The following is a 12,153-nucleotide window of genomic DNA, read 5'->3' as shown; positions in this document are numbered from 1 at the left end:
GAAGGTTTTGTTTTTTTCTGGCTTCTCTTTATTGGTCGACCATTTTTTGTTGTGTTGAAGCCACCTGCCAACGTCAACATAGCCTCTTGGTTGAGCAGTGCTAAAATTTAGAATCTGCCCTTTCTTGAGTTGGAGAGCGAAAGGGGCAGATCCATATGAAAATTGACCACTGCCGTGCAGTCCGGCTTCGCCCGTACCGGCAAGCTGTTTGCGTTGGAACACAGCGGCATCGAAGCGGACATTCTCACCACCGCCAAGAGCCTCGCCAACGGCATGCCGCTCTCTGCGGTGGTCGGCACCGCCAAGGTCATGGACGCCTCCGGCCCCAACTCGCTGGGCGGCACCTACAGCGGCAACCCGCTCTCCTGCGCGGCGGCCCTGGCGGTGATCGACGCCATCGAAGAAGAGAACATCCTGGCCCGCAGCGAGCAGATGGGCAAAATGCTGGCCGAACGCTTCGCGGTATGGGAAGAACGCTTCCCCGCCGTCGCCCACGGCCGCCAACTCGGCGCCATGGCCGCGTTCGAACTGCTCAACCGCGATGGCAAGCCGGAACCGCAGATGACCGGCGCGCTCTGCGCCAAAGCCCGCGAAAAAGGCCTGATCCTGCTGTCGTGTGGTTTCTACGGCAACAGCATCCGCATCCTGGTGCCGCTGACGGTATCGTCTGCGGTGTTGGAGGAAGGGTTAAGCATTATCGAGGAATCGTTGGAAGCGCTTAGCTAGTAGCCTTCTAAGCCGCACTAAACTCGCCCATCGTCAGGTAGCGTAAGCTGTTGACGGTGGGTGGGTTTTTTGTGGTCGCTGATTTTTTGCTGATAAATTGAGCCTTATTCAGGCATGGTCAAACAGGCAATGAAATCAGTAGCTAGAACAGCTTAATATGAAATATAAGCATTAATTAGACAAGTGGCGAAAAATCTGCAAAAGTACTTGGTGTAAAGAGGGGGTAGCTCACTCGGCCTTAGTGTCCTTCTGTTTCTTGACGGTTATGTGTGTACTCGGTATCTTATGATAAAAAAAATTGTCTCCTTCACACGAAAAATTTCTATCCGCCTCAATAGCCTCGCGTCTTGGTTAGAAAAAAGATCCGCCTCAGCCGAAGAAAAATCCAAGTTTGTGGATTTGGCACCAACTGATGAGGCAGACAAAGTCGGCGTATATTCTGAAGCTATTTTTTTTGCGACAAATAATAAGAAGATTTTCAATATTGCTTTAACTGGTCCTTATGGATCGGGGGAAAGCAGTATCATCAAAACCTTTTTGAAAAAATATCGGCGTCCCGCGCTTCATATCTCTCTCGCTGCGTTCGTTCCCGAGGGTGACTCAGAGGGTGAGAAGGTAAGTCGGCAAGAGATTGAGAGAAGTATTCTACAGCAAATGCTGTATGGTGCCGACGCAAACAAACTTCCTCTATCGAGATTCAAAAGAATTCAGTCGCCCGGTCTTATTAGGTCGGTTTCTAAGTCTCTTTTAATAATGCTTGGAATTATTGCATTCTGGTACGTATTTCATCAGCGAGATGAGATCATTAGCGGTACTTTTCTAGTTCCGTTCGCACTTAGCAATTGGCTCAATCTGGGTATATTCTCGTTCGCGTTAATATTTTTTTGGGTAACGTTGCATCACTTTTATGTCGCAAGCTTTGGCCTGTCACTCAAGAGTATTTCGTTGAAGGACGTCGAGATACGGCCTGCAGTTGATGACCAGACGTCTATATTGAACCGTCACTTAGACGAAATAGTCTATTTCTTCCAATCAACTGATTACGATCTCGTAATCATTGAGGATATAGATCGATTTAACGATGCCGAGATATTCGTCACACTGCGTGAAATTAATAGCCTCGTCAACGATAATGCAGGCGTGAATCGCAATATCAGATTCCTCTACGCCTTACGCGATGACATGTTTGTCAATACCGATCGCACCAAGTTCTTCGAGTTCATTATTCCTGTCATACCGATTATTAATACATCGAATTCTATCGATATGGTGTTGCAGCAGGGAAAGAGGCTTAAACTCGACGGTCGTCTTGACCGACAGTTTCTAGGAGAGGTCTCACGATATCTGAACGACCTGAGATTGATTCAGAATATCTTTAATGAGTACGTCGTTTATATGGCTAACTTAGAAACTGATGGAGAGAAGCTGTTCGATGCCAACAAGCTTCTCGCGATTCTAATCTATAAAAACGTCTATCCCAGTGACTTTGAGCAATTGCACCGAGGCGCGGGTAATCTCGCTGAAATATTGAACCGCCAAGACCTTCTCATTCGGGATGGTGCGGCCAAGTATAGGAACGAGATTGCGGAAATCGAAAAGCGTATTGAAGCTGCCGAGCAACAGATGCCTTCAGACCTGAAAGAATTGCGGCAAATCTACGCTATGGCTCTGATCGAGAAGCTCCCAGCGAATGCTGTGAGTCTCACTCATGATCGGCAAAAATGGGTCACACTTCCCCAACTGGTCAGCCACAATGCGTTCGAGCAACTGATTGAGGCTCCGCGTCTATTCCACCGCAATGCCCAGAATCAACAACAATCGGTCGATATTCCCCAATTGCAAAGCGAGGTTTGCTCCCAGAAATCCTATCAGCAACGTAAGGAAGAGCTCGAAAGTAAGAAGGAGGATAATAAGAACAAGAGCTTGCTCCAAATACGCGACCTAAAATCAAAGATCGCAGCACTGCGCACAACTAAGCTCAACGAGCTGTTGCGTTTGAACGCCGACCGCGTGCAGGATCTTTTCGAGAACTTCGGGGAAAAAGGGGAGCTTGCCCGTTTTCTGATTCTGGAAGGCCATCTCGACGATACCTACTACCAATATACTTCACTCTTTCATTCAGGACGTTTGTCGCCTAACGACAATAAGTTTCTAATCCAGATAAGGGCATTCGTCACACCTGAACCGGGTTTTTCGATCGACAATCCAAAAGAGGTCATCGCCGCAATGCGAGATGAAGACTTCCGGCAAAGTTATGTTTTGAACGTTAAGCTTGTCGATAGTCTTCTAAGTGACCGGAGCCGTTATCTCGTCCAAACGCAAAAGCTTTTCGAGTTTATCGCGTCTGAATTCGAGAGCTGCGAGGATTTTTTCGATGCTTATTATACCAGTGGTCGTGAGATTGAAGGTCTTCTTTCGGGGCTAGCCAGCGCTTGGAAGGATCTCGTCCCAACTGTTATTGCAAGCCCTAAAAATATCTCCCACGTAACCCAATTGGTCTCTAACCTGCCGAAAGTTTTGCTCGAAAAGCTCGCAAAGAATTTTGAGGAACTCCCGGAATTGGTTTCGGAGAAACTTCCAGAGGTTCTAGTTAATTCACCAGAATTACCACCGGAAAAACTTACCTGCCTCGATTTTGAGGTCAAAGATCTGGCTGCAATTAAAGAACACTCTGAAATTGTGCACCTCATGTTCGAGGAGGGGCTTTTCGAGCTAACGATCTCGAATCTGGAATACATATACCAAGCGATTTTAGGAAAGAGCGATCTCGGTCCGATGCGTTATAGAAATTTCACCACCATACGTTCGACAAATAACGCAAGCTTGATTGAGCGAGTAGAACGCGAATTCAGCCACTACCTACATGATATTCTTTTAAAACTTCAAGGCAATTCAAGAGAGGATGCGTCGGCTATTCTCGACTTGATTCGACGCGATGAACTCGGCCAAGATGATCTGCAGAAGTTTCTAGAAATGCAGACCACTTTGCTGCCAACTTTAGAGGGCGTGCCCGAAAGGTTGCACGCAGTGCTTTTCACGCTAAATATGGTCGAACCAACTTGGATGAATTGTCTTGCTTTTATGGAAGGAGACGGATTCAACGCAGATAGCTTGGTCGACTACCTAGGTCAAGATGCTGTCCGTGCCACTATCCTCCGATACCCCATACAAAGCGACTCGGGTTCACTGCAGTTACGTCAGTTCCTCATCGGAGCGCGCTCTCTGTCCGATGACGCCTATAGAGAATATGTTCACGTCCTGCCGAAGCCGTTTAAGAAGCTACCCGAAGAGCTTGAACCAGCTAAGTTTAGAATCCTCATCGAAGAAGAAAAAATTGTATTTTCTCCGGAGAATTATGATGCGCTCGCTGGCAACTTGGATTTGCAGATACGATTCGTCAAGATCAATATTGATAAGTATCTTGAGGATCCAGATAACTTTGCAGTAGACGATGACTTCCGAGAAGAGCTTCTTCGATCTGAAATTGATAATGTGTCCAAGCTCGGAATAGTTGAGTTAATGGATCTAGAGGGGCTCATGGATTTTCCAGAGCGTGCAGCACTTATTGGTCCAATTGTTAATAGTGCAGACGCAAAAATATCCAAAATGAATGGAGTTAGTGTTCGGCCACTGATAACGAACTCTAGGCCCATAGCGACTAAAATTTCGCTCTTTAACAAATATCATTCTCTTATGGGTGTAGAAGAAGTACGTCAAGTCTTGGCTAATCTACCGCCTCCGTTTTCTCATATAAGAACCGGGTACTTTTCACCGAGGCTAAAGAATACTCCTGAGAATCAGGACTTGGTCAGATGGCTTGAGTCAAGAAAAATTATTTCATCATGGAGCGAGGGAGCTTACTTCGCAAACGAAATAAAAGTGAATCTTTATAGAAAGTGATAAGCGACTTGCAAAATCTTGCACTGTTTAGGATTCAGCTACAGTCTGTCTTGTGTGCTACACACTTTGGCAGCTGCTGGCCAACTAATCCAACCCACCCACATCAAACAAGGATAGCTGCTGCTGATCAGCTGCCTTTGCTTTTCTTGTACGCCGAGCACCAGGCCGCCGCTGACTCGCCAGCTTATCCACAATCGCTTGACTGGCATCTCTAGCCTCCGGCGTCCGGCGCAGTTCGTAGAGCAGCTTCTTCCAATGGCGCGCTTCAGCTTCGAAATCGTTCGGAATGGGGTAGACAACGCCTGGCTGAAAGCCGAAGCGTTTTTGCAGGCTTTCCGGTAGGGCCCAGGGTTTGGTGCGCCATTCCAGAGGTAGGGGCGCAAGCTCGGGCACCCAGCGGGCGATGAACTCGCCGGTGGGGTCGTTATCTTCTGCTTGCTTGATGGGGTTGTAGACCCGCAGGGCGTTGGTGCCGGTGGCGCCTGCCTGCATCTGCACCTGGGGGTAGTGAATGCCGGGTTCGAAGTCGGTGAATAGTCGCGCCAAATGTAAGGCTGGCTCAACCCAGTGCAGCCCTAGGCCGAAGGTGGCGTGGGAGATCAGCATGGCGCGCATGCGAAAGTTGATCCAGCCGGTGGCGGTCAGGCTGCGCATGCAGGCATCCACCAACGGCACGCCGGTTTGGCCGCGCTTCCAGGCGATCAGGTGCGGGTGTTCCGGGTCGCGCTCCCGCAGGCCGCGCAGCGCGGGGTGCAGGGTTTGCTGCTCGATGCTGGGTTCGCTTTCCAGTTTTTGAATGAAGTGGCAGTGCCAGTAGAGCCGCGAGGTAAAGGCGCGCAGCGAGTGGGCCCAGGCGGTGTCGTCGGCGTGTTTTTGCCGCTGGCGGCGCAGGGATTGCACCACTTCGCGCATCGAGAGCGTGCCCCAGGCCAGGTGCGGGGAGAGCCGCGATCCAAACTCCCAGGCCAGTAACGGTTTAGAGAGCGAGCCGCGATAGCGCCGCCCGCGCTGGGTAATAAAGCTCAGCCACAGCGTGCGGCCTTCACTGCGCCCGCCGCGCTGGCGTTGGGGGCAGGGCGTGGTATCGAACCCCAAGGTAAGCGAGGGCAGTTGCGCTACGTCTACGTGATGAAAGGCTTCCCAACCGGGTGCGGCCACCGCTGCTTGTGGCGCGGGGCAGGTGGGGGCGGCCATCAGCGTTTCCCAGTGGCTTTCCCAGCGGGATTGGTGCCCGGCGCGGCTGCTCAGCCCGCGAATCACGCCCTGCTGGCGGGCTTCCTGCCAGGGCACCTGGTGGGCCTGGCACCAGGCCTGAACGCGCTGGTCCCGCGCGAAGCTCCAGGCGTTGCCGGTCTCCTGGTGGGAGTGCAGCACCAGTTCGCCGTAGTGGGCTTTGAGGGCGGCCAGGCACTCCAGCATATCGCCTTGCCACAGGCAGAGCGGCAGGCCCAGGGTGTCGAGCGCCTGGGCCAGGTCAACTAGCGAATCGGCGGCAAACTGCCAGTGGCGCAGGGCGCTGTCGGGCGCTTGCCACTGCTCAGGCTCGATGGCAAACAGCGGCAGCACTGGGCCTGCCGCTGCGGCGTTGGCCAGCGGTGCGTGATCGTGAATGCGCAAATCGCGTTTGAACCAAACGACCTGAAGGGGTGCCTGAGCCATGAGCCGTAACGCCTGTTCGTCGCAATCTATTCGTGATGAACGGAAGACGTTACCATCAAGCCAGCGTTGGCGTAATCACTCTATCTACTCCCGCTCAACAGGAGAGTCTCGATGTACATTGCCATGAACCGTTTTCGGATTGCCCCAGGCCGCGAAGAGGATTTTCTGGAGGTATGGCGCAACCGCGATTCCCACCTGGAGGAAGTGCCGGGCTTCAAGGAGTTTCACATGCTGCAGGGCGAAAGCCAGGAAGAGCACACCGTGTTCATCTCCCACAGCGTGTGGGAATCCGAAGAGGCCTTCCGCGCCTGGACCAAGTCAGAGGCTTTCCGCAAGGCCCACGCCAATGCCAAATCGCCGGAAGGCATCTACCTCGGCCCGCCCAAGTTCGAAGGCTATGAGGTAGTGCTGTAAGGCCCCAGGCCCTTGGCTCCAAGCCGCCGTCAGGCCAGCGCCAGCCCCACCGCGAGCAGCAGGCTGTAAACCAGCGTGGAAAGCGCGGTTTTCTTGAGCATGCCCGTTAGCTGCTCGCCGTCCTCGGTGCGGCTGAGCGTGCGCCCGGCGTCGTAGAGCGGCTTGGCCACCACCAGGCAGCTCCAGCCCACCCAGGGCACGGGCAGCCACAGCAGATACCCCAGCGTCAGCAGCAGGGCGGTGCCCAGTAGCGCCCAGTGGTAGAGAACGGCCCGCCGTTTGCCCAGCCTCACGGCCAGCGTCATCTTGCCGTGGCGGGCATCGCTGTGGATGTCGCGCACGTTGTTGACGTTGAGCACGGCGGTGGCCAGCAAGCCGCACACGGCGGCGGGCAGTATGGCCAGCCCGCTCAGGCTCTGGGTATGCAAATAGAGGGTGCCCAGCACGCCCAGCAGCCCAAAAAACACGAACACCGCCACATCCCCCAGCCCACGATAGCCATACGGCTTGCCGCCCAGCCCCACGGTGTAAGTGATGGCCGCCAGCAAGGACGCGGCCCCCAGCAGCACGAACACCAGCCAGCTGCGCAGGTCGCTGCCAAAAGCGACGAACAGCAGCGACAACCCCGATATGGCCGCCGCCAGCCCGGTGAGCAGCATGCCCCGGCGCATGGCGTCTGGGGTCAGTAGCCCGCTGGCCACCGCCCGCACGGGGCCGGTGCGGCTAGCATCGTCCACCCCCGATTGGGCATCGCCATAATCGTTGGCCAGGTTGGAAAGCACCTGCAGCAGAATGGCCGTGAGCAGCGACAGCAGCAGCACCCCACCCTGAAAGCCACCCGCCTGCGCCGCCATGCCCGAACCCAGCAGGATCGAGGCGCAGGCCAGCGGCAGGGTGCGCAGCCGTGCGGCGAGCAACCAGGCATGGAGTGGGCGGTGTGGGGTGGTGTGTTCCATGGTGAGCATTCCTGTTGCAGTCGCTGAACTGGTCAGCGTGGCCGGTCGGTATAGCCATCGGGCAGAGTAAACATTCAACTCTGTACCATTAATGGCAAAAACCACGACCTGGGTCAAAAAAGAGGTATCCGTCCTGATGCACATTGGGGCTTCCCCCTGAAAGTGAACGTGGCAGGAGTCTACGCGATGATCGGCGAGTTTTTCAGACAAAACAAATATGCTGCCCTGGTTTGGCTACTGCTGAGGCTGTACCTGGGCATTACCTGGCTGACCCTGGGCATCGGCAAGATGACCGGCGGCTTCAATGCCGAAGGGTTTTTGAGCAATGCCGTGGCCAACCCGGTCATGCGCGAAGGCAGCGTGGTCTACCCCAACTACGTGGCGTTTCTGGAGCATGTCGCGCTGCCGTATGCGGATGTGATCAACGTGATAATCCCGCTGGGGGAAGTGCTGGTGGGGCTGGGGCTGATCGTGGGCGTGTTGACCTGCTATGCCGCTTTTTTTGCCATCGTCATGAACATGTCGTTCTTGATGGCGGGCACGGTGTCCACCAACCCCTGGATGATCGCCCTGAGCTTTTTCCTGCTGGTGGCCGGTGCCAACGCCGGGCGCTATGGTGGCGACCGCTGGGTGCTACCCTATATCAGGCATCGGTTGTCAGGGAAGTAACGCACTATGCAGGTGATCCAGGCCGCAAAGGCGCTGGCAGCACAGCTGTCGGCGCTGGACCTTTTGGCATGCCGGGGTACGCAGAGCCTGAGCGTGCCCTGCGAGGTGGAGGATTTGGTGGGGTGGTTGAACGCACAGCGCGTGACGCCCCGCCTTTATTGGCAGCCGCGTGAGGCCTCGGCGGCGGGCTATGCCGTACTGGGCGAGGCGCGGGCGTTTGACTCTCTGGTGGCGCTGCAGGTCGATATGCAGGCTCAAGCTCAGGCCCAGCCCGCCAGCGGCTCGCCCGACTATTTCGGCGGGGTGGCCTTCGATGCTCAGGCGGCGGGTTGGCCCGGGTTTGGTGACTGCCGCTTCATACTGCCCCGGGTGTTGCTCAAGCGTCAGCAGGGACGGTGCACGCTTTCCGTGAACCTGCGCTTCGATGACCGCCCTCCCGCCGAAGAGCTGGCCGCCGCCCAGGCGTGCCTGGCGGCCATCGCCCCGGAACAGTCGCTGCCCCCGGTAGCCCATGGCAGCTACCAGCGGTGTGATACGCCCACTCGGCCGGAGTGGGGCCGCTGGGTGTCGCAGGTGACCCAGCCCGAACGGCTGCAGCAGCTTCCAAAAGTGGTGCTTTCCCGAGAAACCTGCCTGACCGCCGAGCGCGTGCTCAGCCCCTGGGCCTTGCTGGGGCGCTGGCAGGCCGAGGCGCGGCACTGCTTCCATTTCGGGGTGCAGTGGGCGCCCGGTACGGCGCTGATTGGCTGCTCCCCCGAACGGCTCTACCGCCGCCAGGGCCAGCAGCTGATCACGGAGGCACTGGCCGGTACGGCCCGGCGGGGGCGTGACACGGTGCAGGACGAAGCGCTCGCCGGGGCGCTGCTGGCCGATAAAAAGAACGGCCTGGAAAACCAGTGCGTGTACCAGCAGCTGTTGACCCAGCTGGAGCCGCTGGCCCAGCGCCTGGAGATGGGGGAGGCCCACGTGGTGCCGCTGCGGTCCGTGCAGCATATTCGCCGCGAAATTCACGCCGAGCTGCACCCCTTCATCACCGACCAGCAGCTGCTCAGCGTGCTGCCGCCCACGCCTGCCGTCGGCGGCACCCCGCGGTCGGCGGCGCTGGCCAGAATCCGTGAGCTGGAGCGCCACGCCAGGGGCTGGTACGCAGGTGCCTTTGGCCGCGTGGGGCATGGCTCCAGCGAGCTGGCGGTGTCGATTCGCTGTGCCCAGGTCAGCGATACGGCGATCCGCCTGTACGCGGGGGCGGGTATCGTGGCGGGGTCGCAGGCCGACGACGAGTGGCACGAGCTGGATGCCAAGATTGCCGATATTCTCTCGCTGCTGGGAATGGGATAAGCCGATGCATTACGCCACCTTTAACCACGTTTGGGCGTCGCTGCTGTTGGAAGAGCTGTACCGTTGGGGGCTGCGCGAGGTAGTCGTGGCGCCGGGCTCGCGCTCCACCCCGCTGACCATGGCGGCCAGCGAGCACGCCGGGCTGCGCTGCCATACTCACTTCGACGAGCGCGGGCTGGGGTTCATGGCGCTGGGCCTGGCCCGAGGCGCCCAGCAGCCGGTGGCGGTGATCACCACGTCCGGCACGGCGGTGGCCAACCTTTATCCGGCCGTGGTGGAAGCCGCGCTGCTGGGCGTGCCGCTGGTGATTCTGTCTGCCGACCGGCCCATCGAGCTGCTGGATAACGGCAGTAACCAGGCCATCGACCAGCGGGATATCTTCGCCCGCCACACGGTGGCGCACCACGACTTGCCGACCCCCAGCCGCGAGATTCCCGCCGCCTATTTGCTCAGCACGATCGACCAGACCATGGCGCGGCAGCACCGCCTGCCGGGCCCGGTGCACTTCAACTGCCGCTACCGCGAACCGCTCTACCCCTCCGGCCCGCCCGTGGAGGCCAGCGACTACCTGGCGTCGCTTTCGCGCTGGCAGCACAGCCATGCCCCCTGGAGCGCCTGGCAAACTGCCCCCGCCGCCCTGCCGGTGGCATGGCCCGCCGCCTTCACCCGGCAGCGCGGGGTAATCGTGGTGGGGCGAATCGATGACCCCCAGCAGGCGGCCCCCATTGCGGCCCTGGCCGAGCAGTTGGGCTGGCCGCTGCTGGCCGACCTGCAAAGCCAGCTGTACGGCGACCCGCGCCATCTGGTGCATATGGACCTGGCCCTTCAGGACCCGCAGGTCAGCGCCGAGCTGGGCCGCGCCAACGTGCTGCTGCAGTTTGGCGGCAGGCTGATTTCCAAGCGCCTGACCCAGATGATTGCAAGCCACCCCTGGCAGCAGGCGTGGCTGGTCGACCCGTTACCCCAGCGCCTGGACCCGGACTTCACCCTTACTCAGCGGCTGGTGTGCACGCCCGCCGAGGCCATCGCCACGCTGCCCGCCGGGCCTGCCCAGCCCCCCTGGCATACCCTGGCGCGCCTTCAGCAGCGCACCCGCCAGGGCATCGAGCGCTATACGGCGGAGTTTTCCGAGCTGGGGGTGTGTCATCAGCTGGCCCAACTGGCCAGAGGGGCGCTGTTCGTGGGCAACAGCCTGCCCGCCCGGCTGATGAACATGCTGGGCTCGATCCGTTCGATGCCGCTGCGGGTGATGGCCAATCGCGGGGCTTCGGGCATCGATGGGCTGCTGGCCACCGCGTACGGGCTGGCCTGCACGACCGATGAGCCCACCACGGTGATTCTGGGCGACACCAGCGCGCTTCACGACCTCAACAGCCTGGCGCTGCTGGCCAGGGCCAAAGCGCCGCTGGTCGTGGTGGTGCTGAATAACGATGGCGGCAGCATTTTCCACATGCTGCCAGTGCCGGACGAAGGCGACCTGCTGGAGCGCTACTATCGCCAACCCCACGGGCTCGCGTTCGAGCATGCGGCGCGCATGTTTCACCTGAACTATGCCGCACCGACCACGCTGGCGGCGTTTTACGAGGCCTACACCCAGGCGCTGGAAGCCGGGGTGACGCTGATCGAGGTCACGGTGCCCCATCAGCAGGCCACCGATGCGCTGCAGGCCTTGGGCGCGTGGCTCCGGGAGGCAGCCCATGCATCCTGACCCTTCGCTGCCCTTTACGCTGGTGATGCTGCACGGCCTGCTGGGCGATAGGGACGATTGGCAGGCGCTTGGCGAGGCGCTGGAACACGCGCTGCCGGGCGTGCGCTGCCTGGCGCTGAACCTGCCGGGGCATGGGCAGCCCACCACGCCTGAGGTGGGCTCTTTTGCGGATTTTCATGACTGGCTCAGTGGCACGCTGGCCGAGGCGGGCGTGGGGCGTTATGGCCTGCTGGGCTACTCCCTGGGTGGCCGGCTGGCGCTCTATCATGCCAGCCAACGGCCCGCCGGTCTGGAGGCGCTGTGGCTGGAGAGCGCGCACCCCGGGCTGGCTGCGCCAGAGCGGGAAGCGCGCCGCGCCCACGATGAGCACTGGGCGCAGCGTTTTGAACAGTCGCCGCTGGCCGACGTGCTGACAGCATGGTACCAGCAGCCGGTGTTTGCCGATTTGACGCCAGCACAGCGCCAGCGTCAGATTCAGCGCCGGTTGGCCAACCATGGCCCCGCCGTGGCGCACATGCTGCGGGCCACCTCGCTGGGTCGGCAGCCCTCTCTCTGGCAGTGGCTGGCCGAGACCGACCTGCCGGTGGGCTATTTCTCCGGCCTGCGGGACCATAAGTTCAACACCCTGGCCAATCGCCTGACGCAGCACGCGCCGCGCCTGCGCCACTGGGCGCTGCCGGGCGGCCATAACCTGCACGTGGAACACCCCAAGGCCATGGCAGGGCACTTGTCACAGCAACTGGCACAGCACTTGGCACAAATGCTGCCGCGCTGAGGCGCGGC

General features: G+C 58.6%; 8 protein-coding genes and 1 pseudogene. 7 read left to right on the top strand and 2 right to left on the bottom strand.

The window, feature by feature from the left end:
* Nucleotides 1-174 precede the first annotated feature (174 nt).
* Nucleotides 175-726 (top strand): annotated as a pseudogene (locus IE061_RS09340) (aminotransferase class III-fold pyridoxal phosphate-dependent enzyme); the annotation flags it as partial.
* A 285-nt stretch (nucleotides 727-1,011) separates the two neighbouring features.
* Nucleotides 1,012-4,626, top strand: a complete 3,615-nt coding sequence (locus IE061_RS09335; RefSeq protein ID WP_193461485.1) for a YobI family P-loop NTPase — start codon at nucleotides 1,012-1,014, stop codon at nucleotides 4,624-4,626.
* An 84-nt stretch (nucleotides 4,627-4,710) separates the two neighbouring features.
* Here IE061_RS09335 and IE061_RS09330 read toward each other — a convergent pair whose 3' ends face one another.
* Nucleotides 4,711-6,285, bottom strand: a complete 1,575-nt coding sequence (locus IE061_RS09330; RefSeq protein WP_193461484.1) for a cryptochrome/deoxyribodipyrimidine photo-lyase family protein — start codon at nucleotides 6,283-6,285, stop codon at nucleotides 4,711-4,713.
* A 111-nt stretch (nucleotides 6,286-6,396) separates the two neighbouring features.
* Here IE061_RS09330 and IE061_RS09325 point away from each other — a divergent pair, with 111 nt between their 5' ends.
* Nucleotides 6,397-6,699 (top strand): antibiotic biosynthesis monooxygenase family protein, encoded by a 303-nt coding sequence (locus IE061_RS09325; RefSeq protein ID WP_016915196.1) that lies wholly within the window; start codon nucleotides 6,397-6,399, stop codon nucleotides 6,697-6,699.
* 29 nt (nucleotides 6,700-6,728) lie between these two features.
* On the opposite strand, the gene menA is transcribed toward IE061_RS09325, so the two are convergent.
* Nucleotides 6,729-7,655 carry a 1,4-dihydroxy-2-naphthoate octaprenyltransferase gene (gene menA / locus IE061_RS09320; protein WP_193461483.1) on the bottom strand — a complete coding sequence of 309 codons (927 nt, stop codon included), beginning with the start codon at nucleotides 7,653-7,655 and terminating at the stop codon, nucleotides 6,729-6,731.
* Between the two features lie 186 nt (nucleotides 7,656-7,841).
* Between menA and IE061_RS09315 the strand changes: the two genes are divergently transcribed.
* From IE061_RS09315 to menH, 4 genes are read left to right on the top strand one after another with little or no spacing between them, the layout of a single operon-like run.
* The gene (locus tag IE061_RS09315) at nucleotides 7,842-8,324 is read left to right on the top strand and encodes a DoxX family membrane protein (RefSeq protein WP_054641826.1); all 483 of its coding nucleotides are present in this window, start codon (nucleotides 7,842-7,844) and stop codon (nucleotides 8,322-8,324) included.
* Between the two features lie 6 nt (nucleotides 8,325-8,330).
* Entirely contained in the window at nucleotides 8,331-9,662 is a 1,332-nt protein-coding gene (locus IE061_RS09310; protein ID WP_193461482.1) for an isochorismate synthase, read from the top strand.
* A gap of 4 nt (nucleotides 9,663-9,666) precedes the next feature.
* Nucleotides 9,667-11,370, top strand: a complete 1,704-nt coding sequence (gene menD / locus IE061_RS09305) for a 2-succinyl-5-enolpyruvyl-6-hydroxy-3-cyclohexene-1-carboxylic-acid synthase (protein WP_193461481.1) — start codon at nucleotides 9,667-9,669, stop codon at nucleotides 11,368-11,370.
* A complete protein-coding gene (menH, locus tag IE061_RS09300) occupies nucleotides 11,360-12,145 on the top strand; it encodes a 2-succinyl-6-hydroxy-2,4-cyclohexadiene-1-carboxylate synthase (protein ID WP_193461480.1) in 786 nt (261 codons plus the stop codon). Before menD ends, menH begins: the two co-directional genes overlap by 11 nt.
* Nucleotides 12,146-12,153 lie beyond the last annotated feature (8 nt).

Source organism: Vreelandella hamiltonii, from assembly GCF_014651795.1.
Lineage (GTDB): Bacteria > Pseudomonadota > Gammaproteobacteria > Pseudomonadales > Halomonadaceae > Vreelandella > Vreelandella hamiltonii.
Note: the sequence above shows the minus strand (reverse complement) of the source record. Positions and strands in the feature narration are given on the sequence as shown.

Coding starts and splice junctions, on each gene's coding strand:
- menA (WP_193461483.1), bottom strand. CDS start 7,655: ATGGAACACACCACCCCACACCGCCCACTCCATGCCTGGTTGCTCGCC.
- IE061_RS09335 (WP_193461485.1), top strand. CDS start 1,012: ATGATAAAAAAAATTGTCTCCTTCACACGAAAAATTTCTATCCGCCTC.
- IE061_RS09310 (WP_193461482.1), top strand. CDS start 8,331: ATGCAGGTGATCCAGGCCGCAAAGGCGCTGGCAGCACAGCTGTCGGCG.
- menD (WP_193461481.1), top strand. CDS start 9,667: ATGCATTACGCCACCTTTAACCACGTTTGGGCGTCGCTGCTGTTGGAA.
- IE061_RS09315 (WP_054641826.1), top strand. CDS start 7,842: ATGATCGGCGAGTTTTTCAGACAAAACAAATATGCTGCCCTGGTTTGG.
- menH (WP_193461480.1), top strand. CDS start 11,360: ATGCATCCTGACCCTTCGCTGCCCTTTACGCTGGTGATGCTGCACGGC.
- IE061_RS09325 (WP_016915196.1), top strand. CDS start 6,397: ATGTACATTGCCATGAACCGTTTTCGGATTGCCCCAGGCCGCGAAGAG.
- IE061_RS09330 (WP_193461484.1), bottom strand. CDS start 6,285: ATGGCTCAGGCACCCCTTCAGGTCGTTTGGTTCAAACGCGATTTGCGC.